Annotated in this window: 18 protein-coding genes; 4 read left to right on the forward strand and 14 right to left on the reverse strand. The window is 45.8% G+C overall.

Annotation, left to right across the window (positions count from 1 at the left end; all coding sequences use genetic code 11):
• Nucleotides 1-149: 149 nt before the first annotated feature.
• Both QUB56_RS01675 and QUB56_RS01680 read right to left on the reverse strand, forming a co-directional pair.
• Nucleotides 150-1,139 carry a transposase gene (locus QUB56_RS01675; RefSeq protein WP_332952787.1) on the reverse strand — a complete coding sequence of 330 codons (990 nt, stop codon included), beginning with the start codon at nucleotides 1,137-1,139 and terminating at the stop codon, nucleotides 150-152.
• 110 nt (nucleotides 1,140-1,249) lie between these two features.
• Entirely contained in the window at nucleotides 1,250-1,456 is a 207-nt protein-coding gene (locus QUB56_RS01680; protein ID WP_246277101.1) for a hypothetical protein, read from the reverse strand.
• A 253-nt stretch (nucleotides 1,457-1,709) separates the two neighbouring features.
• Between QUB56_RS01680 and QUB56_RS01685 the strand changes: the two genes are divergently transcribed.
• On the forward strand, nucleotides 1,710-3,017 hold the full coding sequence (locus QUB56_RS01685) for a transposase (protein ID WP_332952594.1): 1,308 nt from the start codon (nucleotides 1,710-1,712) through the stop codon (nucleotides 3,015-3,017).
• A 105-nt stretch (nucleotides 3,018-3,122) separates the two neighbouring features.
• Here QUB56_RS01685 and QUB56_RS01690 read toward each other — a convergent pair whose 3' ends face one another.
• Complete coding sequence (locus tag QUB56_RS01690; RefSeq protein WP_332952596.1) at nucleotides 3,123-4,550, reverse strand: ATP-binding protein; 1,428 nt, start codon at nucleotides 4,548-4,550, stop codon at nucleotides 3,123-3,125.
• Between the two features lie 190 nt (nucleotides 4,551-4,740).
• Between QUB56_RS01690 and QUB56_RS01695 the strand changes: the two genes are divergently transcribed.
• Nucleotides 4,741-4,926, forward strand: a complete 186-nt coding sequence (locus QUB56_RS01695; protein WP_332952598.1) for a hypothetical protein — start codon at nucleotides 4,741-4,743, stop codon at nucleotides 4,924-4,926.
• A 198-nt stretch (nucleotides 4,927-5,124) separates the two neighbouring features.
• Here the strand turns inward: QUB56_RS01695 and QUB56_RS01700 are convergent, their stop codons facing one another.
• Nucleotides 5,125-5,394, reverse strand: coding sequence for a hypothetical protein (locus QUB56_RS01700; protein ID WP_332952600.1), 270 nt, complete (start codon nucleotides 5,392-5,394; stop codon nucleotides 5,125-5,127).
• A 111-nt stretch (nucleotides 5,395-5,505) separates the two neighbouring features.
• Between QUB56_RS01700 and QUB56_RS01705 the strand changes: the two genes are divergently transcribed.
• Entirely contained in the window at nucleotides 5,506-5,763 is a 258-nt protein-coding gene (locus QUB56_RS01705; RefSeq protein ID WP_332952601.1) for a hypothetical protein, read from the forward strand.
• A 326-nt stretch (nucleotides 5,764-6,089) separates the two neighbouring features.
• On the opposite strand, the gene QUB56_RS01710 is transcribed toward QUB56_RS01705, so the two are convergent.
• The gene (locus QUB56_RS01710) at nucleotides 6,090-9,293 is read right to left on the reverse strand and encodes an efflux RND transporter permease subunit (RefSeq protein WP_332952603.1); all 3,204 of its coding nucleotides are present in this window, start codon (nucleotides 9,291-9,293) and stop codon (nucleotides 6,090-6,092) included.
• A 323-nt stretch (nucleotides 9,294-9,616) separates the two neighbouring features.
• Complete coding sequence (locus QUB56_RS01715) at nucleotides 9,617-11,398, reverse strand: efflux RND transporter periplasmic adaptor subunit (protein WP_332952604.1); 1,782 nt, start codon at nucleotides 11,396-11,398, stop codon at nucleotides 9,617-9,619.
• Nucleotides 11,399-11,568: 170 nt separating this feature from the next.
• On the opposite strand from QUB56_RS01715, the gene QUB56_RS01720 reads away from it, so the two are divergent.
• Nucleotides 11,569-11,817: a hypothetical protein gene (locus QUB56_RS01720; RefSeq protein ID WP_332952605.1), complete on the forward strand. Its 249-nt coding sequence runs from the start codon at nucleotides 11,569-11,571 to the stop codon at nucleotides 11,815-11,817.
• On the opposite strand, the gene QUB56_RS01725 is transcribed toward QUB56_RS01720, so the two are convergent.
• The 8 genes from QUB56_RS01725 to treZ all read right to left on the reverse strand — a co-directional run bounded on the left by QUB56_RS01725 (nucleotide 11,795) and on the right by treZ (nucleotide 23,461).
• Nucleotides 11,795-12,403 (reverse strand): PadR family transcriptional regulator, encoded by a 609-nt coding sequence (locus QUB56_RS01725; protein WP_332952607.1) that lies wholly within the window; start codon nucleotides 12,401-12,403, stop codon nucleotides 11,795-11,797. The genes QUB56_RS01720 and QUB56_RS01725 overlap by 23 nt on opposite strands.
• A gap of 307 nt (nucleotides 12,404-12,710) precedes the next feature.
• On the reverse strand, nucleotides 12,711-12,926 hold the full coding sequence (locus tag QUB56_RS01730) for a hypothetical protein (protein WP_332952608.1): 216 nt from the start codon (nucleotides 12,924-12,926) through the stop codon (nucleotides 12,711-12,713).
• Between the two features lie 69 nt (nucleotides 12,927-12,995).
• The gene (locus QUB56_RS01735; protein WP_332952609.1) at nucleotides 12,996-14,366 is read right to left on the reverse strand and encodes a hypothetical protein; all 1,371 of its coding nucleotides are present in this window, start codon (nucleotides 14,364-14,366) and stop codon (nucleotides 12,996-12,998) included.
• 94 nt (nucleotides 14,367-14,460) lie between these two features.
• Nucleotides 14,461-14,973, reverse strand: a complete 513-nt coding sequence (locus QUB56_RS01740; protein WP_332952610.1) for a DUF4112 domain-containing protein — start codon at nucleotides 14,971-14,973, stop codon at nucleotides 14,461-14,463.
• Nucleotides 14,974-15,171: 198 nt separating this feature from the next.
• The gene (gene dnaK / locus QUB56_RS01745; RefSeq protein WP_332952613.1) at nucleotides 15,172-17,094 is read right to left on the reverse strand and encodes a molecular chaperone DnaK; all 1,923 of its coding nucleotides are present in this window, start codon (nucleotides 17,092-17,094) and stop codon (nucleotides 15,172-15,174) included.
• A gap of 422 nt (nucleotides 17,095-17,516) precedes the next feature.
• On the reverse strand, nucleotides 17,517-17,732 hold the full coding sequence (locus tag QUB56_RS01750; RefSeq protein WP_332952615.1) for a hypothetical protein: 216 nt from the start codon (nucleotides 17,730-17,732) through the stop codon (nucleotides 17,517-17,519).
• 924 nt (nucleotides 17,733-18,656) lie between these two features.
• On the reverse strand, nucleotides 18,657-21,452 hold the full coding sequence (gene treY / locus QUB56_RS01755; RefSeq protein WP_332952617.1) for a malto-oligosyltrehalose synthase: 2,796 nt from the start codon (nucleotides 21,450-21,452) through the stop codon (nucleotides 18,657-18,659).
• Between the two features lie 185 nt (nucleotides 21,453-21,637).
• Complete coding sequence (treZ, locus tag QUB56_RS01760; RefSeq protein WP_332952618.1) at nucleotides 21,638-23,461, reverse strand: malto-oligosyltrehalose trehalohydrolase; 1,824 nt, start codon at nucleotides 23,459-23,461, stop codon at nucleotides 21,638-21,640.
• Nucleotides 23,462-23,673: the final 212 nt, after the last annotated feature.

Consider the following 23,673-nt stretch of genomic DNA (forward strand, 5'->3'; position numbering starts at 1 on the left):
AGTGGCAATAGGAGATAAAGAGCAAAGTAAAACAGCTCAACCTATTGCCGATGGATATTCATAATACTGGTGTTTAGACTAAGCAGCATAAATTGACTCAGCTATGGCTGAGTTACTAAAAGAAAATATGGAAGAGGAAAAATTGGGATTTAGACCGACTTCTTGAAGGCTTTTTTACGCTTGGAAGTCCCTTTTTTGACAATTGGACACCGAGGTTTTGTTGGCCGGGGTTTTCCTTGAGGCCATCCAGGAGACTTTCCTCGGGGTTTGGGAGGAACAGCCGGAGTACCAATCGCGGCTAAAACTCCTCCCATACTTTGGGCTACTCGTCCAGGTGTTAATTTGGTCATCGATTTCTGCCACGGTAAAGGATTGTCAGCCACCACTGCACGCGCCAACCACAACTCCCAGGTTATTAACGGCATCAGATCACTCCACCGTTCACACTGTTTTGGGCTGCTTAATTTGGGCAATGTCCAATGCAGCCGTTGCTTAGCCAAACGATACCAATGATCTATAGCAAAGCGCCGTAAGTAGAGTTGCCAAACTTCATTCAAAGGCAGTATTTCTTCACCCACCCAAGCTAACCAGAGAGGTTTGGCGAACTGTCCGCTCTCCTTCTTAAGCCGTTCAACCCGTATTAATTGCATTTGGATGTTAGCCGCCGCTTGAAAATGTTTATCCCGCCACAAACTAATTCGGAGCCTACCTAACTTTGGTGCATCAATTTCTATAGTTTCCGTTGGTTCTTCCCATGTGCTAGCATCATTGAGCTTAAACTTCTCGCCATGTTTGCGCGGACAACCTTTACCTGAATAAGGGGGCGGCGCACTCCACAAACATAAATTTGAGCGCAAACGCATTAATTTATCAGCTGGAATGCCTGCAGTTTTCAGGACAAAAGGGGCACAACCATACTCACTGTCTATGAGTACAATTGGTCGTGAGGGTAGATATTGGCTGACTTGTCGTAGTTGCCAGACAGCTTTGTCAATAGGACTTTCCCAACTGGTAATTCGTTCGTGCCGTAATGGTAAAGCCCAACTACCTTCGCTCTCGGGAACCCAAGCAATTGTACTGTAACCTTGGCCCAAAGTAATTGGTCGGTTTCCAGGGATATCCGTTGCTTGATGTTCAATTGTTCGTTCTTGCTCCCGTCACAGCATCTGGGCGCGGCCAACTGGTATGATCTATGGCGAGCATGGGACGGATATCTTTTGGGATGTGTTGAATATATATCTGCATCAATTTACGCGCCCGCTGGACGGCAATCTTGTAAGGCTTCATAAATACTTGACCAGCGTCGGCGAAACACAGGACACAGGGACAAGTCAGCTAGACAGTGGACATGGCGAGTCAATAGGATGGCATCAGTCAATTCAAACGTCGCATCGTGGGCTCGACATAAATACTGATAAGCTGCTTGACGAAATTCTTTTAATTTGGCAAGGTGCATATTGGCAGCTAAGGGTGGGTGGTACTACTCTTAGTTTCTGCTTTCGTGGGGTCTGCTTTTCAATTCAGACACCCTTTTTTTATCCCTGGAGATTTTACTTAGTCTAAACTCCAGATAATAGTATCAACCAACTCGTCCAATTTCGGGAACAAGTCTACAGTAGCTTCAAGCATCGCAGAGACTCTCTGATGGACTTGTTAGATGCCTTGTGTGCCAATGAAGGAGCGAGCGGGAGTGGTGGAGTTAAGTCTTCATGAGAGATTTCGCCGAGGATACAGTGCATTGTATAGAGCCATTGAGGCTCTGGGAGAAAGCGTTATCCCCCAAGACCCGGAGCGAGCTATCGAGGACTGGGAACAACAGTTTTCCCCCATCTTGGATATCAGCCATTGCCCAGGTTGTGCCCGCCCCCAAGCAGCGAGATTACTGGCTATTTGGAGTAGATGTGACCCCAGTCCCACGCCATCATGCTGAGACCCTCAAAGACCGCGAGTGTGTCTATCAACCCACGGTCATCGCGGGAAACAAACCGATTTGTTTAGGACATAACTATTCACTGCTGTCGGCGATTCCTGAAGCGCAAGTAGCTCCTGGAGCGAGTTGGAGCATTCCGGTGAGCGTGGAACGGGTGACGAGTTTTGAGAGTAAAACGGATGTCGGACTCCATCAAGTCCAACGACTGCTCAATGACGAATCTTTACCGTGGTATGAGGACTTGTGCGTGTTAGTCGCTTCGGGCGACTATTCTCATCGCCACTTTCTCTACCCTTTGAGTATCTCCCGCAACCGGGTCATTGTCACCCGATGCCGAGCCAATCGAGTCTTCTATCGCTTGCCCGATACGAGCACGGCCCCTCAACGGGGGCATCCCCGTTGGTATGGCGAACGGTTTGACCTCAAAGATGACACGAGTTGGTCTCCACCCGACGAGTACAAGACCTTGAGCATCACAACCCATCTGGGCCGTCCTCGTACCGTTACTCTTCGCCTCTGGCATGACCTGCTGATGAAAGGGTCGAAGTCTCAACCGATGCATCGTCATCCCTTTGACTTGTTACAAGTTGAGCTCGCTGACCCCACCTCCTTGCGCCTCTTCGCGCCCCAGTGGCTGGTTTTTGGTCAAGAACGTCGGCAACTTCGCAATTGTGAGGCTTATCAAGCCTATCGGCAGCGATTTAACCTCGAACATGGCATTCGTTTTGGCAAGCAGCATCTCCTGATGACCCAACTGCAAACCCCTGATGTCACTACCGAAGAACGCTCGGTTCAATTCTCCGGCTTGGCCTATGCTCAACTTTGGGCAGCTCGCACCCTCGTTCACTCGTTGCCTCGACCTTGGCAACAATATTTACCTGCCTACCGGCAAGGACTTAACTCTCCTTCTATTGTCCAACGGGACTTCTCTCGAATTATTCGCTCGATTGGCACTCCGGCTCAATCTGTCAAACCTCGTGGTAAATCCCCAGGTCGTCGCCAAGGTTTCACTCTTAACCCTCGCCCTCCGCGACCGATTGTCAAACGCGGTTCCTCTCCACGCAAAAAACGCACAAAAACTGCTTAATCCCTCATCGGTTCGAGCCTCTTTTTCCTCTGTTCTTCACCAAGAAGAGCACAGAGACCCTCTCCATTGCCTTCTTTTTGTCCAAAGTCCAATTCTCTAATTTGTTCAGTTTTCTGGTAGCTTTAATCGGTGAGCGATCGCAACAGTGCGAATCAAATTATGTTGTCCCACCAGGCGATTATCTTCATCGTCAATTTTCCCATCTTCAACTAAATACCGATCGCGCAAAGTTTGCATTGCTGCTTTTTGCCGCTCCTCACTGTAACCCTCGTCTTCTAAATTAATCAGCCACCACTTTTCTTTCACTTCGCAGCGATAAATTGAAGCCATACAGAACAAAAAATAAGCATCATAAACATCTTTTTTTAGCCTGTCAAATGTCTTCTCAATCCGTTCATTGACTTTCCTTCGCAAGACGGTAGTATATGATGCTAACTGCCACCTATCCTCATCTCCTTGAACTATTCCTTGATTGCGAGCTTCGTCAATAGCCTCTTTTACTTCTTCAATGTAACGACTGTTATCTTTCCAATAAGCCCTAACGTTCCCTCCATAGGAACCCTTAATTTCTCCAGCGATTGTCCGCAAGGCTAAAGGATGCCCGTCATAAACTTCCCCAATTACTCGCAGGGGACTATCTGGTAATTCCAAATCGCCATCTAGTTCAGCTTTTTGAAATAAAGCCATCTGTTCAGGTACTTCTAATCCTTTCAAAAGTTGGCAATACCATAGATTTTTGTAGCGATCGCACTCTGCTTCAAACTTAGTTGGCAAATCCTGAGATGTAAGAATGAAGCGACTTTGACAAGATGATTCTGCAAACAAACTAACAAAAAACTTACCCCACCACTCATCAGCAAAATCACCCCAGCCATCCTCTTCATTTCCTGTCAATAGGTACTCAAGAGAATCTATGAGGACTAAATACCGATTTTCCCGCAAGCGTTTGACTAATCGCTGTAACAGTTGCTCTGGTTTTTTATCCTCTGCTGAGAGTCTCTCTCCCCATTCTTCAAGCCATCTAGAAGCCACACTGGCGAAGTCTGTGGCTTTGTCCTCATAGTCAAAATTCGCTCGCCGTAACTTGTTCTTCCAATCTCCAGAGAACCAGTCTTGCAATTGCACTGCTAATCTTTCAGCCAAAGCAGTTTTACCAATTCCCGTGAGTCCCAGAACGAGCAATAGCCGACATGACCCGCGAAGCTTCTGACTTAGTTCAGCTACAAGCTTTTCTCGACCTACCCAAGCATTGTCATAGGCATAAAAACCTTGTGGGGAAGTAGAATCTTCGGGCGAAGTATCGCTATCTGACTTAATTGGTTTACGAATTTCTCGTTGATCTAAGTTCAAATTTTCACAAATCAGTTCAAAAGTCGATACAAATACAGGCTTACTATTAATGAAGTTGCTGACGGTGGATAAAGCTATCCCCAAATGTGCTGCTAAGCCCCCCTGAGTCAAAAACCCATTGCGTTCAATGGCTGATATAACTTGCTGCTTGCGATCAGGGTTAATTTTGACGGATCTTGTCATGGCTCATCCACAAGATTTACTTATTTATAAAATTACACAGTTGGTACTGATAATTCCGCATATTTGGACAAAACGATCGCGTCACAAATCAGTTGCGAACTCAGTTATCAAGTCAGATATTCCTCAGATTCGACCTCACTCAGACTTTTCAGACTATTGGAGTGTAGAGTTTTACAGGACAAATAACTCCATGTCTCAAACACAACCCACGACTTACACGAGCGAACCAATCGTTTCTATACCAACTCATCTCCAACCAAATCTGCCACCACAACCTTATACAGGCAGTGTTCCTGAAACCCTCTTAGCGATCGCAATCCTGATCCGCTCAATTGCCCTACTAATTCACGTGCTAAAGTCAGGTCCTAAGAAGTAGTACCCGCGATCTGGGAAAGAACGTCGCCTCTCCTACTTATGGGGATGCGACTTTCAGACAGAACTGACATACTCCGAGGCCTAGAAACCGGGTTTTTTAGCGAATCTATCGACCAAAACGAAGTATTCTCGAAAAAAACCCGGTTTCTGACCACCCGCGCGTAAATCCTAAGCTACTCAATCAAAATGACAGCGCAGCTTACCGTTCAGATTTTCTCGGCGGTGTACCGTTAGCCCCCGAACGACGGATCAGCACGCTCATCACCTGCTTCGGATTCGCTGCACGTTGTAGGGGACTCCAATCGCCCACTTGGGCAAATCCTAGTCGGTACAAAGTGAGTATGGTTTCCCTGACACCCTTGGGCGAACCGACAACCGTTAACAGCACCACTTCCTGTTCCGATACTGCTGCTGAGTCGTCATTTGGGCGCTCGGATTTGTTATCCTCAGGCACCAATTCCTGTGACATAAACTGTTGTGCATTTAAATTGTATATTTCGAGTCCCGATCAAAAATCGTCAAATCCTCTCCCCCGATCCCCATCGGACCCTCTCCCTCTCTAATACCATAGGCAATCTAGATGCAACACAGCTTATTATGTTCTCCTGCTTTTGGGTTTTCTAGAAAAACCCAAAAACCCAGCCGCCCCGCAGCTCAACGCATAGCAAGGCGGCTACAGAGGATGTTACAATCTTCCGTTAGCCTCCAGACTGGTGCTTTCAGTTTGGCGGTTAGCTGTCCATTGCTGGTATCAACAGCTTTGGGCAGTGCAACTAGATTTTTGGGCGACGCGGGCTGCCTCCTCTACAAGCAAGCAACCTCTCACTTCCAAGCCTAGCCGCAGATGGGGGCCGGCGTCAATCGATTTTAGATTTTAGATTTTGGATTTTCGATTGGGGATTTGGGATTTGGGATTTGAGATTTGAGATTTGAGATTTTCGATTGGGGATTGGGGATTTGGGATTTGAGATTTGAGATTTTCGATTGGGGATTGGGGATTTGGGATTTGAGATTTGAGATTTGAGATTTTCGATTGGGGATTTGGGATTTGGGATTGATTCCCGGAGTAATCTGGGGACTTTGGGGGTTTTGATGCGGGATTGGTGGGTTTTGGGCGATCGCACCAATCCTACTTACAAAACGATCGCCTTTTCCACTTCCCAACTAAAACGGCGATACTTTGTCGCGTTCAATCTCCTCGTGGGGAGTTGTTTTGCCGTTCAAAATTGTGCCATCCTCGGGGATATTTTCTACCCGATCGCGCTTCTTAAAGCGATCGCGAGCCGAGACAACCACCACATACAGCACCGGCACTATAAACAAACTCAAGACAGTAGAAACAACCATCCCCCCCGCGATCGCATTCCCCAGCGATCGGCGGCTAGCTGCACCCGCACCTTCTGGGTTAACCAGAGGAGCAATACCCAAAATGAAAGCCAGAGAAGTCATCAAAATCGGTCGTAAACGCTCTTGAGAAGCCTCAACTGCCGCCTTAGCAATTGAATATCCCTGCTCCCGTAACTGGTTCGCAAACTCCACAATTAAAATCGCGTTTTTACTAGCCAATCCAATCAACATCACCAAACCAATCTGGCAATAAACATCATTCGCCAAACCCCGCAACGACTGAGCTAAAAGTGCACCCAAAATCGCCAGAGGCACCGATAGCAAAATAATGAAAGGATCGACATAATTTTCGTACTGAGCCGCCAAAACCAAAAACACAAAAATCAGCCCCAAACCGAAAATAATCGGTGCTTGACCCCCCGACTCAATTTCTTCTAAAGAACTCCCCGACCATTCATAGCCAAAACCCGACGGCAAAACTTGAGCCGACACCTTTTCCATCGATTTTAGCGCCTGTCCAGAACTCGAACCCGGAGCCGGAGTACCAGTAATTTCAATTGACCTATATAAATTGTAGTGGTTAACAGTTTGCGCCCCCACCACCGGAGTTATCTTCACCAAATTGCTCAAAGGAATCATTTCATTCTTTCCAGAACGCACATACAATTTCCCAATATCTTCAGGGTTATCACGAAACTGTTTATCCGCCTGAACATACACCCGATAGTTGCGCTGCTGCAGGTTAAAATCGTTCACATACTGAGCACCCAGACCCGTTTGTAACGTACTGAAAACATCATCAATGGGAATATCTAGAGCCTTAGCTCGATTGCGGTCAACCTCCACAATTAACTGAGGCGTATTCGCAGCAAACGTACTAAATACCGCCTGCAATCCCGGTGTCTGATTGGCCTGCTTTAAAATCCCGCCCATAGTCTGGACTAAGGAATCTAAACCGCTGTTACCTTTGCGGTCTTGCAATTGAAATTGGAAACCCCCAAATTGACCTAAACCTTGAATAGCAGGCGGATTCACAGGGAAAATTCTCGCTTCTGGAATCCCGAAAAACTTACCCCGCAACTTACCAATAATCGCTTGTACAGTTTGATCTTCTCCGTGACGTTCTTTCCAGGCTTTAAGTGTAGTAAATATAATGCCTTGATTAGAAGTGCTACCGCTAAAACCAAATCCACCCACTGAAAAAGTCCCGACAACTTCAGGAAGTTTGAGGATTTCTGCTTCTACTTGGTCCATTACTTTCTGAGTGTATTGCAGGGAAACACCTTGGGGTCCTTGAATAATTGTCAGAAAATAGCCCTGGTCTTCTTCCGGGATAAATGCCGTGGGCACTGATAAATAAAGCCAAGCTGTTACTCCCAGAGAAGCGATGAACACGAGGGTGACAATAGTCTTAATTCCTGTGAGAAATATTAAGGATTTCCGATATTGCCGCTGTACCCAATCGAGAACTACATTAAAACGGTCAAAAACCCAACCTATCGGACCCCCAAACTTCGGACCTCGACGCAGTAATATAGCTGCAAGTGAGGGCGTGAGAGTAATAGCCATAAAGGTAGAAAGCAATACTGAAAAAGCAATTGTCAGCGCAAATTGTTTATAAAGCGCTCCCGTAGTTCCGGGGAAAAATGCCACTGGCACGAACACTGCCATCAACACTAAAGAAGTCGCAATTACAGCGCTAAACAGCTCCCGCATTGACTCAAAAGCCGCTTGGCGGGCATTCATCCCTTGGCGAATCAGGCGGTCAATATTTTCTACTACAATGATAGCGTCATCAACCACTAACCCCGTCGCTAAGGTCAGACCAAACAGAGACAAACTGTTAATAGTAAATCCAAAAACTTTGATAAAGGCAAACGTCCCAATCAAAGAAATTGGTATTGTGATGGTAGGAATAATAGTGGTGCGCCAGTCTTGCAAGAAAACAAAAATCACTATCACCACTAGCAAGACTGCTTCAAATAATGTCTTGACTACTTCTGCCATCGACTCTTCTACAAACAAAGTCGTGTCCAGCGCTACTCTATGGATCAACCCCGGAGGGAAGTTTTTAGCTAGTTTTTCCATTTCGATTTTGACGGCATGGGCAACATTCAAAGCATTACTTCCAGGCAGTTGGTAAATCCCTAAACCTACTGCATCATTGCCTCGAAATCGCAGAAATGAGCTGTAATTCTCTGCCCCTAGTTCGGATCTCCCTACATCTTTTAATTTAACTAACGTTCCATTTGTCTCTGTTTTGATGACGAGTTCTTCAAATTCTGCTGGTTCTTTGAGGCGACTTTCAGCACGCAAGTCAATTTGATACATTTGTCCCTGTGGAGCAGGTTCTTGACCAATTCTCCCAGCACCAACTTGCAAGTTTTGTTCGTTGAGAGCTCTCGTTACATCTTGCATTGTGAGACGGCGAGCTGCTAATTTATTGGGATCTATCCATAAACGCATTGCATAGCGTCTTTCCCCAAAAATTCGCACGTCGCCAACCCCTTTTACTCTTTTTAAGGCATCTGCTAAATATAGGTCAGCGTAGTTGCTTAAAAATATGGTGTCGTATTCTTTATTTTCGGTAAATAAACCGATCGCTAATAGGAGACTTGTAGATTGTTTTGTAACTCTAACTCCGGTGCGTTGTACGGCATCTGGTAGTTGTGGCTGAGCAACTGCAACTCGATTTTGAACATCGACGCCGGCAATGTCTTTGTTGCGCGATGCATCAAAAGTAGCTGTAATGGTGCTGGTGCCATCGTTACTACTACTGGAAGTTAGATATTTTAGTCCTTCAACGCCGTTAATTTGCCTTTCTAGAATGTTGGTAACTGCATTTTCGACAATTTCAGCACTCGCCCCGCTATAGTTAGATGTGACGTTAATTTGGGTAGGGCTAATGTCGGGGAAGCGCTCGATAGGTAGGGTGGGAATGCTGATGGCGCCTACCAAGATAATAATTAAGGCGCAGACGCTAGCAAAGACTGGTCGTTTAATAAAGAAATCTGCAAACATTATTTTGGTAATGGGTAGTTGTTATATCAATTCCGGTTGTACCGTCCGTAATTGTTGACTGTTGACTGTTGACTGTTGACTGTTGACGGGCGGGTCGAAAAACTGAATGGTTGAGTGTTAACTGTTGACTTAATTTGATTATTCTGATGCAACCGGAAACGATATTAGTTGATAATTGCTAATTCCTAATTGCACTTCAGTCAAAAAATCAAATAGCCCCCTTTTTAAGAGCGGAGCAATCAAGTAGTGTCACCTAAGGTATGTAGTTGCACTTTAGCACTCTTAAGAGGTGAATTAAGAGCGCTGAAACGCAACTACATACCTTATTTTTTGCTTTCTACTGGTAATTTTTCCCCTGCTCCTTTCCCTTCCTCTTGAGCCATAATGGGAACACCGTCTGTCAGGTTAAGGATGCCTGCTACAACAATTTTGTCGCCTGGTTGCAAACCTTCGATAACTTGATAATTATTCCCCTCAATGGTTCCCAATTTCACGGCTTTTTGGCGCGCTATTAAAGGTGGCGTTCCAGGTTGTGGCTGTTGGGGCTTTTGAGCTGTGAAGACAAAAGTTTCCCCACCTAAGCGAGTGACTGCTGTTACTGGAACTAAAATTCCGGGGTTCTGTTTCCAGATGACTTTAGCTTTGACAAACTGGAGATTAAGCAGTTCGCCGCTGGGGTTGGGAAAGGTGGCTTTAGCTAAAATTGTTTGGGAATTGGCGCTGACGTTGGGGGAGATAAAACTGATTTGACCTTGGGCGATCGCCTTGCCTTGAGCGTCGAGCATTTGTACTGGCAGCCCTAAGCGTAATTGAGGCTGCCGTTCCAAAGGAATTGATAACCGCAAGTCCAGCAATTGGTTCTCAGTCAGGGTGGCAATGGCATCACCTTTTTGCAAGTAATCACCTACTTTCACTGGTATGTCGCCGATGACTCCCGCGAAGGGCGCGATGACAGCAGTTTCTTGTAGTTGTACTTCAAAGCCGCGCACCTGAGCGGCGGCCTCGGCAACTTGCGCTTCAGCTTGATCGAGCTGTTCTTGGCGAGTGCCGTTGGCTAACTGCGCTAATCTGCTCTTGGCTTGTGCGACTTCTGCTTCGGCTTTGGCTATTTCCTCTGGGCGCGAACCGTTTTGCAATTGCCGCAAAGCTTGGCGCTGCTGTTGCAAGGCTGCTGTCCGGCGCTCGATCTCGGCTTGTCTGTTTTTTTGCCGCTGCTCGAACCGCCTTTGAGCTTCTCGGAGGTTGGCTTGGGCGGTGCCTGCTTTTTGGGTGTATTCCTCGAGGGTGTTCGCGGATTCTGCGCCTTCTTTGGCCAAGGCCTGATATCTGGCAAGCTGCTGGGTGGCTAACTTTGCTTCGGCTGTGCTTGCTTCTATTTGCGCTCTTGCTTGGGCGATGTCTTCTAAGAGGCTACCTGTTTGGGCGTCGGCTAGGTTGGCTTCGGCTTGGGCGACGCGGGCTTGGGCTTGGCCTATTTCTTCTGGCCGAGAGCCCGATCGCAGTTGAGCGAGGTTGGCTTGGGCTTGGGCGACTTGGGCTCGAGCTTGGGCAATTTCTTCGGGCCTGGTGCCTGCTTGCAATTCGGCGTATCGTGATTGAGCGCGGATCAGGTTGGCTTGAGATTGCCTCAAGTCAGCTTGGGCGCTGTCGCTTTTCATGCGGGCGATGGCTTGTCCTTTGTTTATGAAGTCCCCGGATTTGACAAAAATCTCGGTGACTAGCCCTTCTGATTCGGGTTTGATTTCTACTGAACGCTTGGCCTCTAAGCTGCTGACAAATTCGGAGGCTTCTTGGACTGAGCTGGCTTCTACGGTTGCGAGCTTGACTGGTATGGCTTTGGGTTGGGCTGCTGCTGCAGGTTGCTGTGGGCGATTATGACCCGATTGCCACGAGTACCAGCCAAAACCTGCTGCGCCTGCGGCGATCGCGATCGCGGCAATTAGGGGCCAGCGCGATCGTGGTTTATCAACAGGTTCGGGGCTATCGGCAACGGTAACAAACTCCTGTGGTCGATCGCTGTCTGCATCGGTTGGGTGCAGTTCCGGTGTGGCAGATTTTTGCTCTTGGGCTTCAACCACGGATTCTGGGGATTTAGGATAACTCATTTGCAGCACCAGTTAGATTTTTTTTAACATCAGACTTAGCTAGACTTTGGCGGAATCTTTGCTTCGATCGGGAAGAGGGGTTTAAAACCCTGTCCTTTTAGGACGGCTTTGTATTAAAATGCTGAATACTCAAAGGATCTTTAGGCTCAAGACACGTTGAAACAGCTACGATGAGAGCAAACTTAAAGACAGCTAGAAGGGCAATGGTTGACTCTAACCCGTTCGGCAAGAGTAAAAGTCGCCATAGGGCATTGGGAGACTTTAAACGGACAGGGAGGGACTGCAAGACTACTTCGGTAGCAAGACCCGATGAACTGTCAAGAATCACCCCTGCTTTAGCGGGCGTGAGTATGTCAACTCTCAAAAGTTACGATCGGCAGGGAAGATTAGACCTGATTATGGCTTACCTGAGTGGCTGAGTTGGAAGGATTTTCCCTTGGACTCAGCGGATTCAGGGGAGGTTGGGGAGTCACGCACTCGGGCGATCGCGCTTCTTTCTTTGGCTAGTTGCTCGGTTAACCAATTTATCTCTGAGGCCAGCACTGACTTGCAGCGATCGCGAGAGGCGAATTGATAGTCGTCGGTTAGTGGATATTCTCTCTTGAGGTTTTCGATGTAGTCTTGCCGCGTGTAACAGGCTCGCAAGCGGTGTTCCAACAATTTCATCCGTTCTTCGGCTTCTAAGTTCCCAAAAAAGAAAAACTTGATTCGGAACCGGGAACCACTGTTAACCCAGCTTTCTTGAGGGTGTTCGAGCATTTTTTGCCGCCAGAGTTCGCGCCCTTGGGCGGTAATTCCGTAGATTTTGCGCGGACAGCCCGCATCTCCGGCTTCTTCGGCAATTACCGATATGTCCCCTCGCTCTTCCAAGCGCTTCAGCAGCGGGTAAATCGCTCCGTAGTTGACGCTGATGCAACTGCTCATAAACAGCTCCAGTTGTTGCTTTAGCCGATAGCCATGCAGGGGTTGCAACTGTAGCAGCCCAAGGGCTGATAATTCAAGCATTTATATCAAATTGATATTATAGTCTGGATTATATAACTATATCTGACTCAACGGCTAGCTGGTAAATAGCTAGTTTCACAGAAAAGAGACACTACACATTTAATAATATTTGTCAATACCCTTAATATATATATATATTTTAGGGTCGAGAGAGGGCGATCGCTTTATATTATAAAACCCATTTGAGATATAACAAGAGTGCTGATTCACCTCGATTTAGGTCACAGACCAAGCAGTATCTCACTTTTGACAAAAGTGAGATGCTGCCTGGTTTTTGATGTCTCCGAAGTGCTTTAATAGACTCTGCTCAATAGGTCGGATTTCTGCCACATCTATCACGTTGCAGTTGCCATATTCTTTGGGCAGCAAACGCTATGCTCGATCCACTGCGAACTATCCAAAACACCGTTTCCACTAACTGGTTCGTCTTGCCTTCATCGCCAGTATGTATCCGTGGAAATTCCACCAAATATCCGTAGAGCTTCGTCCACGTAGTAGCCCTGATGCGTTTCGTGTAACTCATAGACACCTCCCTGACATTATTAGGAGGTATACCACTAATCTCGTAAAAATTCACAACAGAACCTAGCAATTAGATGCAAGATGTAAGTAAGGACGTTTCCCTATTTTCATATCCCAATTCATTTGTTAATTGGCGAATAGATTTTTGATTGATAACTGGCAGGATTAGGGATTTACGATTAAGCCATCTAGTCTCATCTGCTGGGACTGAACACCTCACTGGCTGCATTTCGTCAACAACCCTTTTGAGATCCTTATCTTCGCCAATTCCGATAAATTCCAAAATTCTACCAATTGTCAGTAGACGCTGTTGGGAAGATGAGATAATATCTTCAAATTTAACTCTCAAAATGTTATTTTTTTTCTCTTGTGCTAAACTTTCTAAAATTACCTGATGTGGACTAGACCACTGAAAGCAACAAACATATTCTAAAGGTTGGTTTATTACCTTTTTCCATTGGGGCGGGAGTTCATAGTTCCACCAATGTTTCCCCCATTCATAGAGATCCGAATATCCAGAGATTGCTAATTTAGCAATCCCCTCTAAATTATGAGAGAAAAATCCTCTGTGACTCCAGCCGTCATAGAGACCGTTAATACTTGTTGCGGGAAAGCGAGTAAGATGAATGATTTTAAACTCGGCATTGGGAAACAGGTGCTTGAGTAGGGGAAGACGAAAAGCATCAATTGAAGCTTTTAACAACCAAGGCTTGCTGCTAATTTCCTCTGAAGTTGGACGACGGCGGGGTTTGATAACAATAAAAGGAGGCTCTTCAATACAAAAGTGGGGATTAGGTGGTGCTTTTGGATAACTAATATTTGGGAAGTGGGACTTTAATAAAGATAATTTTATATCGTAGTAAAAAGGATTTAATCCCGGATTATTAATCAATAATAGTTTTAAGATATCGATCGGAAAGCTAGATGAATTCCATGTTGAATGTTCGTGAAAGTATTGTCTACAAGCTTCTGCAATATACCATAACCACTGTTCGGCTGATATATCCAATTGGGGCCATTGCATAGGTAGCGTTAAAGCCATAAGTTGAGTGAAATTTTTCAATTTTTCCGGCCTCGAAATTACGTCTTCAGAACCTACACCGACAGATGATAAAAAATTCCGGTAAAAATTATTTAAGTCAGACTTACTTATCTTTGGATTGTCCAGACAATCTGATTGAAAGTTGCGAAACGGAAAACTGTAGCCATTAAGTTTGTAATAAGTGGTATGTTCTCCATTAAGCGAAAGCAATTGTTCTGTGTGACTGAGGAGATGAAAAAGGAGACTACTCCCGCTACGTGGCGAGGATAGAATAATGACTACTTTGCTAACATCTTTGAGACTTTTATGATGCCAGAGAGGTTGATTTATGTGCTGAAAAATTTCTTCTCTGGCTGATTTTGCGTAATCTAAATATTGACTGGCCCTGGTTATAGACATACACGAAAATTTTTAAGTACAATTTATCCCAGATTAGGTTCTTTTAACCTGACACAGCTAGAGTTATTTATTATTTTTACCCTAAAACGCAAAATCACTGCCCTGTCAATGCTCGGAATACCCAGGCAAAAAGCAGGAGGCTCAAGAAAATCACGCCTCCGACAATTAACATCAAACCCAACAGCAAAGCAGCGACAAACAGCCAGTCAGCTTTTTTCCCGGTATCGGGGGAACCTAAATGAGCGTCCAGCAATTCTATATTCTTGACATTAGCTTTCCAAGTAACATCTAACAAGTCTCCGGCAACGGGTACAGTACCGGCAACTGTATCAAATACGATGTTAGCAGCCATTTGTATTAGAGTTTCTCGCGGTGCTCCGAGTTGCGCGGCTTTGAAGACTACGTAACCTGCAAAAATCGATCCGATTAAATCGCCGCCGCCCGGTATAAGTCCCAATATCGGATCGAGTCCGATGCGGTAAGGGGTACCGGGAATGGGAATTGCATTGTCAAGTAAGTGGCTGATTTGGCGCAGACGCCGCAAGGATGCAATCTGGGATTTGTTGGGAGGATTTGGGGAAGAGTTTTGTAGAGGAGAACGTGACATTTAATTAGTCTCGAGTGCGATATTACTGCTAGTTTATGATATTTACTGAAGCATATTTGAGTTGTGTCACTATGCCTCAAGCAATATTTTTAGTAATTTTAGTCGATCGGCTTTTGTTTGTTTTTGAATGAACAGAAACCCGGTTTCTGTTCAAAACCGGGTTTCTTGCTTCTAGCTGCGGGCTTTTAGTTTAGCCTTCTATTTGCCTTCAGTGAAGTCGGCGTCAATCACGTCGTCGCCGCCGCCAGTGGGGCCGCCGCCTGCATAGCCACCAGGGCCACCAGGACCACCAGGGCCACCAGGACCGTCAGTCGGGCCGCCTGCTTGCTGGTACAGGTTGCTGCTGACAGCGTAGAAGGCTTGCTGCAACTCGGTTGTCAAGGTTTTAATGCGATCGTCATCTTCACTGTTGATCGCATCGCGCAAGTCTTTGATCAAGCCTTCAACCTTAGTCTTGTCATCTGCAGGAACCTTGTCTCCAAGTTCTGCCAACTGCTTCTCAATTTGATAAGCTAAAGAGTCGGCTTGGTTTTTGCGATCGATCTTTTCGCGACGTTCCTTGTCAGCAGAAGCATTCGATTCGGCTTCCTTCACCATGCGCTCGACTTCATTGCTGGGCAAAGTAGAAGCACCAGTAATGCTAATCGATTGCTCCTTACCAGTACCTTTATCCTTAGCAGCTACATTCAAAATACCGTTAGCATCGATATCGAAAGTAACTTCAATTTGAGGTACGCCACGGGGTGCCGGCGGAACTCCATCTAAGCGGAAGGTTCCCAAATCCTTGTTATCGCTCGCCATTTCTCGTTCGCCTTGCAAAACGTGAATTTCCACGTTTGTTTGGCCGTCTACAGCAGTCGAGAAAGTTTCCGACTTCTTGGTAGGAATAGTGGTGTTGCGGGGAATGATTTTGGTCATCACGCCGCCCAAGGTTTCGACGCCAAGAGACAGCGGGGTAACGTCGAGCAACAAGATGTCTTTGACTTCGCCGGAGAGTACGCCGGCTTGAATTGCTGCACCGACTGCGACCACTTCGTCCGGGTTTACCGTTTGGTTGGGTTCTTTGCCCAGGATTTTTTTGACCAGTTCTTGCACGGCAGGAATGCGCGTCGAACCGCCAACTAAGACGACTTCATTAATTGCAGATTTGTCTAATTTGGCGTCGCGGATCGCATTTTCTACGGGGATGCGAGAGCGATCGATCAAATCGGAACAGAGTTCTTCAAATTTGCCCCGCGTCAAAGTCATGTCCAAGTGTTTTGGCCCGTCTTGAGTCGCGGTAATAAACGGCAAGTTGATTTCGGCTTGAGTAACGCTCGAAAGTTCAATCTTGGCTTTTTCGGCTGCTTCCGTCAGGCGTTGGAGTGCTTGCTTGTCTTTGCGGAGGTCAATTCCTTCGGCTCTTTGGAATTCATTAGCGATGTAATCGACGATTTTTTTGTCGAAGTCGTCACCGCCGAGGTGAGTGTCTCCACTGGTTGCGAGCACTTCAAATACGCCGTCGCCTACTTCTAGAATAGATACGTCGAAAGTACCGCCACCTAAGTCAAACACTAGGATGGTTTCGTTGGTCTTTTTATCTAATCCGTAAGCTAAAGCTGCTGCTGTAGGTTCGTTAATAATCCGCAGCACTTCAATGCCGGCAATTTTGCCAGCGTCTTTCGTAGCTTGGCGCTGGGAGTCGTTGAAGTAAGCGGGAACAGTAATTACCGCTTGGGTGACTGTTTCGCCGAGGTATTTACTGGCGTCTTCTACCAGTTTGCGGAGAACTTGTGCAGAAATTTCTTCTGGGGCAAATTGCTTGCCACGGGCGGGACAGTCTAGTTTGAGGCTGTTGCCAACTTTGAGGACTTTGTAGGAAACTTCAGTGGTTTCGTGCGCTACTTCATCAACGCGACGCCCAATAAACCGTTTTACTGAGTAAAAGGTGTTTTCGGCGTTCATCACGGCTTGACGCTTGGCGATTTGTCCGACAAGTTGATCGCCATTTTTAGCATAAGCTACTACAGAAGGTGTGGTGCGACCCCCTTCGGCGTTGGCTATGACGGTGGGTTTGCCGCCTTCCATAACTGCGACGCAGGAGTTTGTCGTACCTAAGTCAATTCCAACTACTTTTCCCATAGGGGTGTTCCGGCTCCAATCTCTACAAAATTTTGGTTTTCTATCTGTGCGATAGTCTGGTTATTCAGGACTGCGATTTTACCTCGCGGTTTACGGGTAGTGAGTCCTGCTTTAATACAGTCTTCGATAGGGTGCTTATCTCTATACTGCGGGCGGTAGACCTTGCGATGAAGGGGTATTTACCGAACCTGTTGGGGGACGGTTGCAATCCGTCAGGCTTGCACCGCTACAGTTGCTGACTGCTTTTGTTTACTCTTCCTAATGTACGGGGTTCGATCGATTCGGGTATTGTGGCAAACCGTATACGTTGTGTTGTATTTGCCGTCTTTGTTGTATAAATTTTGTTTGGTTGGTAGGGGCGATCGCTGGAGCGGCTGCCAAATAAAAGTAAAATTTATCAGTTAGAGTCATGAGTTAAAGAGCTACCAATTTGCTGCTTGTTTAATTTTACTTATCTGAATAAACAGTGAAAAAGGAGGATCAAGATACTCCCAAAAACGGCACTTTTTGTAAAATTCTTTAGCTTGTTCGTCAATAGCATCTACTATGACGGCATAAATTTCCATATTTTGGGATAACTTCAGTGCCTTCTCGAAGGCATGACGTAGTAACCGCTTTCCCGACGCTCTACCTTGCATCGATCGATTTTAGATTTTAGATTAAAGAATTGAAGAAAGCAACCCCACTAATAAATCCGGCGGCTCGCGAGCTCGATTTTAGATTTTAGATTTTAGATTAAAGAATTGAAGAAAGCAACCCCACTGATAAATCCGGGGGCTCGCGATCGGGAGTCGGAGCTTTTTTGTCGCTCCGTCCTGAGTCTGCTTTCGGAATGAATCCGGGGGCTTGTACCCTAGCTGTTTTCGGTCAAGTAAATTAGCGCTGCAAGCATAATACCCTGCTCTTATGTAGTTATTTTCACAGAATAAAGCTACAAAAGTTCTAACAGTACGAAGCCGATGTTCTGCTTTGCATTGCGTTTGAGATAGGTATCTAATTCTGTATTTCCCGAATTAAATGGGTTTTTTCTAAGACTGCTCGTACTTCGGTTTATACAGCGCATCCCAGGTCGAGCGAGTGCAGCTTTAGACACCGCGAGTACCCCGTGTCCCTACGGGGGATTGATCGATAGGCTGGTGTACTTCATAAACCTGCACTCTGCTGTATCTTCGAGACGGTTAATAGTCCCATTCACACGCTTTACTGTTTTGTTTAATAATCTGCAAATAATGCGATCAATCCTTGAGACGGTGCTGGCGGGTTTTCGATGACTGACAGTGAAAAAGCTCGATCGCGATCGGACAGTGCTGGAGGTGTATCATTATAAACTGCTGGGCGGTCGATCGCAGCATCGGCTTCGGCAATAAATTCGTCTAGGACAAATAGGTAAGCCCATCAGCAGCGTCGGGTTGCGGTACTGGTTTCGGTTTAGACGAGCGATCGCATTTTGCTCTTCATCCCGCTACTAAAAGAGCTTTCCTGGTATGATTATCACTAAAAAAGCGACAGATTTCAACCTGCCGCTAGCTGTACCAAGTCCGCCAGGGCAGACTATTGAATTGCTATTTTTCACCGATCAGCAGAGCTGCGGGAAAGTAACTGAGAGCTTCACCAATTGCCAGCTTACCGTTGCTTTCTATGGCCTGATTTGTAATCGCATCTTTCCAAACCGACGGCATTTCCTCGGACAATTCCAGATTAGTATCTTTCCAGACTTCTTTACCGATCGGCATTTCTTCCGGTTTGACAATTCCCACCAAAAACCGGGGAGCAATGACAATAGCTGTAGTATCTCCAAAAGTTCTGGCAAAGGAAACAACATTATCTTTAAACGTACCCCCTACTTGCAGGGGCTGATAGTCGCCTGATTTAAAGACTTCCAAGTATTTTTTTCTGGCTTCTAGGGTTCTTGCCGTCAAAAACAGCTTAATTCTAGCATCTTCCCGCGTCTCAATCAAATCCTCAACCAGTTGCAAAATATCCGTCTGAGCTTGCTGTTTAATTTCCTGCAAAACCTCGATTCTGCGGGCAAAATCAACGGGACGGCGGTTATCCGGATCGACGTGGCTTAAATCCCAAAATTCCGTTCCTTGATAAAGGTCGGGAACGCCCGGAGCAGTAATTTTCAGGAGCGTTTGAGATAAAGAATTGAAAATTCCGTAAGTAGCTACTTTTTTCCAGAAAGGTGTAAATTTCTTGAGAAACTGATTTTGTTCCGAAGGTTCTAGAACGCTATCGACAAAGGTCATAAAACCAGCTTCGTAGTCGTTATCGGGTCTCAGCCAAGCCGTATAGACTTTGGCTTCGCGGACAGCTTTAATGACATAATCTTTCAGGCGATCGACATAATCAGTGTTTTCTATTCCCTCAAATGGAAAACTCCCGATCAGAGTTTGGTACAAGAAGTATTCGTCATTAGTACTAGGAACCATTCGATTCACAAAGTTGACTTTCTTAGAAGAGTTTAGCTCTCTCCAAGACTTGACTTGCTGTTCCCATTCATCGGGAAGTTCTGACAAAACGTTAAGTCTGGCTCGCACATCTTCGCCGCGTTTGGTATCGTGGGTAGCTGTAGCATTCATTTTGTGCGGCCAAGCTACTTGCTGCTTTTGGTTGAACTCGTGAAAATCCGCCACGGAAACGCCGAACTGACTGGGGTTTCCTCCCACTTCGTTGAGGGATAAAAGCCGATAGTAGACGTATAAAAGCGTGTCTTCAACGCCTTTTGCCATCAAAGGCCCTGTCAACTGCTGGAGCTTCATTACAAAGTGCCGGCGCTGCTCTTTTTGTTCGGTTGTTAGGGTTTCTTCTTCTTCGAGCAACAGCAGCGTCTCGATAAATTTAAGTTCCTTGAGGAGTCGCGGTACTTGTTCTTTGGCATGGGCGATCGCATATTGTACGTAAGTGCGATCGGACTCTCTCAAACCGTCTTGATTGATGTAAGTTCGGTAGACTGGAAAAATCGTTAAAACAGCAGCCAATGCTTTTTCCAAACCGGGACGAGTAAAGTCGTTTCCCTGTCTGGATTGACCGGAGATATTCTTCAATAGTTGAGCCAGATTATCTACATCTCCCGCCAAATTCTTCTCAACAATCAGCCCTTTTTTATCTAAAAATAACTGTTCGTAAGGCACGTTCAAGCGAGTAAATCTCTGATATATTTCGCTAAATTGCTGTTCGCGATCGCGCCGACAGAAAACGCCATTTACGTAGTTCAAAAAGTCGTAGCCGCTCGTTCCCTGAATCGGCCAATATGACGGCAAATATTCTTCGTGTTCCAGAATCTTTTCAACAGTAATGTAAGTATCTCCGGTTCTCTCCCGGAGCCTGTTCAAATATTCTGTGGGGTCGTACAGTCCGTCGATGTGGTCGATTCTCAATCCGGTAAACTTTCCCTCTTCAACCAGGTCGAATATCAGAGCGTGGTTTTTGTGAAAAACTTTAACCTCTTCAACTTTTACCGAAATCAGGTCGTTGACTGTAAAAAACCTTCGGTAGTTAATTTCTTCTGCCCCCACTTTCCAGAAAGACAGACGGTAAAACTGGTCGGAAAGCAAATCGTCCAGCAAATTAAAACTTTCGGCATTGCCCTTTTCTCCGTTAAAAACTTTGATATTTTCATCGATAAATTCCTGCACCAAGGGATTTTGATTGTAGAGTTCCCACAGCAGTCCTTTGACAAAAGCTATCTGATCGTATCTGGCTTTACCTTTAGTTTCTGAAGAGGTATTTTTAATCAAATAAAGAATTCCCAAAAACTTGATAAAATCTGGATGTCGTCTGCCTAATTCCCTGGCTAAATGCCCCAAATTATGACTGATAAATTTAGCATAAGATTCAATTTTTACTGGTAATTGTAAGCTATAATAATTGATGGTTAGCCCAATTTCGCTGTATTTGAGTTGAATCTCGCCATTTTCCAGACACTCTCCATAAAAATTGCCCAGATGCGGAGCCAGCACTCGACCTCTGAGATGCTCGTAAGCGTGATTCCATTCAATATCGAAGTAATCGAAATAGTCGGAATCCGGCCCGTGTTCCAATACGTCTAACAGCAGCAAGTTTTGAGTGTCGTAAGCCATGTGATTCGGGACAATATCTTGCACCCATCCCATGTTCCGTTTCTTGATTTCGTATGTAAGCGCTTCAAAGTCTTCTGATGTTCCCAATTCGGGATTGATCTGATTTGAGTCAACGACATCGTATCCGTGACTGCTGCCTTTTCTAGCTTTAAATATCGGCGAAGCGTAAAGGTCGGTAATTCCTAATTCTTCCAAATAGCTAAGGATTTGTTTGGCGGCTTCAAAGTTAAAACCTCCATGAAATTGAATTCGATAAGTTGCTGTGGGGATTCGCATTATGTTAATTTTACTCCTGGTTTTTTTTCTATTTTAATATAGGAGGCAGAGCCTCCGGGACTGCATTCCCAGGCAGAGCCTGGGAACGAGAAAAACGAGAAAACGAGAAAGGCTCTGCCTCGCGTTTCTTGTTCGTAGGAAGAGCCTGGGAACGCCTGTATTTGAGGCTCTGCCTCCCGTTTTAATTACTCTAATTCGTAGAGTGCGAAACTCTGCGGTTTAACAGTTAATTCTTGCTCTGAATTTATCTTTTCAGGCAAGCTAGAACCTGAACCCATCCATTTTACATCAGCAGAGTCTAAAATTTTGTGACCGTAGCCTTGGGGAAGTGCAGCCGTAAAAGCTACATCTTGCCTGTTGAAGTTTAGAATGCAGAAGATCTGGCTGTCATCTGTCCAGCGACGTAGAAATAAGATTTTTTCTGCTTCAATGCTGGACACTTCTAGACTGTTTTTGTCGAGCTTTTTAAGGGCCGGTATTGTCCGCCGCAGTTTAATCAAATGTTGGTGCCATTCCCAGAGGATTTTGTGTTTGCCTTCTGTTTGTTTTTCCCAGTTTAACTTGCACTTCTCGAAGCTTTCAGGACTCTGGGGGTCTTGAAACTCGCCTCGCCCTTCAAAGATTTTAAATTCTTGTTGTTTGTCTTTGCGGATAGCTTCAATTAAGTCAGCGTCTGAGTGGGAAACAAAGTACAAAAACGGGGCTTCTTCTCCGTATTCTTCTCCCATAAAAAAGAAGGGAATGTAGGGAGAAATTAAGACTGTGCCGGCTGCGAGTTTCAATCCTTCAAAGTCAACTATTTTCGAGAGTCGGTCTCCCAAAATGCGGTTGCCGATTTGGTCGTGGGTTTGGGAAAACACCAGAAATTTATGACCGGGTTCATCTTTGGCTGAACTGCCGTGTTTCCGCTTTCTGTGGGGTGCGTACTGGCCGGAGTAAACAAAGCTTTCTTTGAAGGCTTTTTCTAAGTGTTCGCACTTGCCGAAATCTTGGTAGTATCGGTCGTTTTCTCCGGTGAGCAAGGTGTGCAGTGCGTGGTGGAAATCATCGCACCATTGGGCGTCTAATCCGAAACCACCGAGTTCTTTAGGGCGTATAGTGCGGACATCGTTTAAATCGCTTTCGGCTATTAAGTAAATCTGCCGTCCTAGCTCTTGGGAAATATCGGAGGTGGCATCAGATAGTTCTTGTAAAAAAGGTCGGGCACCTACTTCAAATATTGCTTGAATTGCATCTAATCTCAGGGCATCGATGTGAAAGTCTCGAAACCAGTAGAGGGCGTTTTGAATAAAATAGTTGCGCACGCCGTCGCTGTAGGCGTCGTCGAAGTTGAGGGGGTCTCCCCAAATTGAGCCGTATTTTGATGTAAAGTAGGGGCCGAATTGACTGAGGTAGTTTCCTTCGGGGCCGAGGTGGTTGTAAACTACATCGAGAATTACTGAAATGCCGTGTTCGTGGCAGGCGTTGACGAGTTTTTTGAAGCCTTCGGGACCACCGTAGGAGTTTTGGACGGCGTAGGGATATACGCCGTCGTATCCCCAGTTTCGTTCGCCCGGGAATTGGGCTACTGGCATTACTTCGATGGCGGTGATTCCCAATTCTTTAAGTTGTTTTAGCTGGGGAATTATTGCTTCAAATGTTCCGGTTGTGGTGAAGGTGCCGACGTGCAGTTCGTAAATAATCATTTCGGCTAGCGGCACGCCTTGCCAATTTGTGTCAGTCCAAGTAAAGAGGTTTTGATCTATTACTTGCGACGGGGCGTGTACCCCTTGGGGTTGATATTTTGAGGCTGGGTCTGGTCGGTCTATTTTTCCTTCGAGTTGGTAGGTATAAAGGGTTCCTGGTTTGATGTCTGTAGCTGTGGTTTGCCAATAACCTTCTGCTGATTGTTGCATGGGTATCAGGCGTTTTTTTGGGGAAACTATTTGGACTGCTATTTGTTTGAGGGTGGGCGCCCAAACGGTAAATTCACATTGGTTGTTGCCGAGGTAATTTGCTCCTATCTTCACTTTGAGCTGTTCTCCTTATAAAATAGGTTGGTGGTTCGATCGCCCGACGCGCTATCAAATGCTTTGCCCTTAACGTTCCGCGCCTGTTTAGACGGTAATATTACTTAATATAACAAACAACTAACTTTCGATAGAGCCATCAAAGGCTAGAATTGTCTACAAGGCAAAAGTAGCGGTTGGTTATCTCTAAATTAGAGCATGAATCTGCACCC

It is taken from the genome of Microcoleus sp. AR_TQ3_B6 (assembly GCF_036702785.1).
Lineage (GTDB): Bacteria > Cyanobacteriota > Cyanobacteriia > Cyanobacteriales > Microcoleaceae > Microcoleus.

Bases quoted from the DNA above. Each gene is read 5' to 3' on its own strand.
- QUB56_RS01680 (WP_246277101.1), bottom strand. From the start codon at position 1,456: ATGCACCTTGCCAAATTAAAAGAATTTCGTCAAGCAGCTTATCAGTAT.
- QUB56_RS01685 (WP_332952594.1), top strand. From the start codon at position 1,710: ATGAGAGATTTCGCCGAGGATACAGTGCATTGTATAGAGCCATTGAGG.
- QUB56_RS01690 (WP_332952596.1), bottom strand. From the start codon at position 4,550: ATGACAAGATCCGTCAAAATTAACCCTGATCGCAAGCAGCAAGTTATA.
- QUB56_RS01695 (WP_332952598.1), top strand. From the start codon at position 4,741: ATGTCTCAAACACAACCCACGACTTACACGAGCGAACCAATCGTTTCT.
- QUB56_RS01700 (WP_332952600.1), bottom strand. From the start codon at position 5,394: ATGTCACAGGAATTGGTGCCTGAGGATAACAAATCCGAGCGCCCAAAT.
- QUB56_RS01705 (WP_332952601.1), top strand. From the start codon at position 5,506: ATGCAACACAGCTTATTATGTTCTCCTGCTTTTGGGTTTTCTAGAAAA.
- QUB56_RS01710 (WP_332952603.1), bottom strand. From the start codon at position 9,293: ATGTTTGCAGATTTCTTTATTAAACGACCAGTCTTTGCTAGCGTCTGC.
- QUB56_RS01715 (WP_332952604.1), bottom strand. From the start codon at position 11,398: ATGAGTTATCCTAAATCCCCAGAATCCGTGGTTGAAGCCCAAGAGCAA.
- QUB56_RS01720 (WP_332952605.1), top strand. From the start codon at position 11,569: ATGAGAGCAAACTTAAAGACAGCTAGAAGGGCAATGGTTGACTCTAAC.
- QUB56_RS01725 (WP_332952607.1), bottom strand. From the start codon at position 12,403: ATGCTTGAATTATCAGCCCTTGGGCTGCTACAGTTGCAACCCCTGCAT.
- QUB56_RS01730 (WP_332952608.1), bottom strand. From the start codon at position 12,926: ATGAGTTACACGAAACGCATCAGGGCTACTACGTGGACGAAGCTCTAC.
- QUB56_RS01735 (WP_332952609.1), bottom strand. From the start codon at position 14,366: ATGTCTATAACCAGGGCCAGTCAATATTTAGATTACGCAAAATCAGCC.
- QUB56_RS01740 (WP_332952610.1), bottom strand. From the start codon at position 14,973: ATGTCACGTTCTCCTCTACAAAACTCTTCCCCAAATCCTCCCAACAAA.
- dnaK (WP_332952613.1), bottom strand. From the start codon at position 17,094: ATGGGAAAAGTAGTTGGAATTGACTTAGGTACGACAAACTCCTGCGTC.
- QUB56_RS01750 (WP_332952615.1), bottom strand. From the start codon at position 17,732: ATGCAAGGTAGAGCGTCGGGAAAGCGGTTACTACGTCATGCCTTCGAG.
- treY (WP_332952617.1), bottom strand. From the start codon at position 21,452: ATGCGAATCCCCACAGCAACTTATCGAATTCAATTTCATGGAGGTTTT.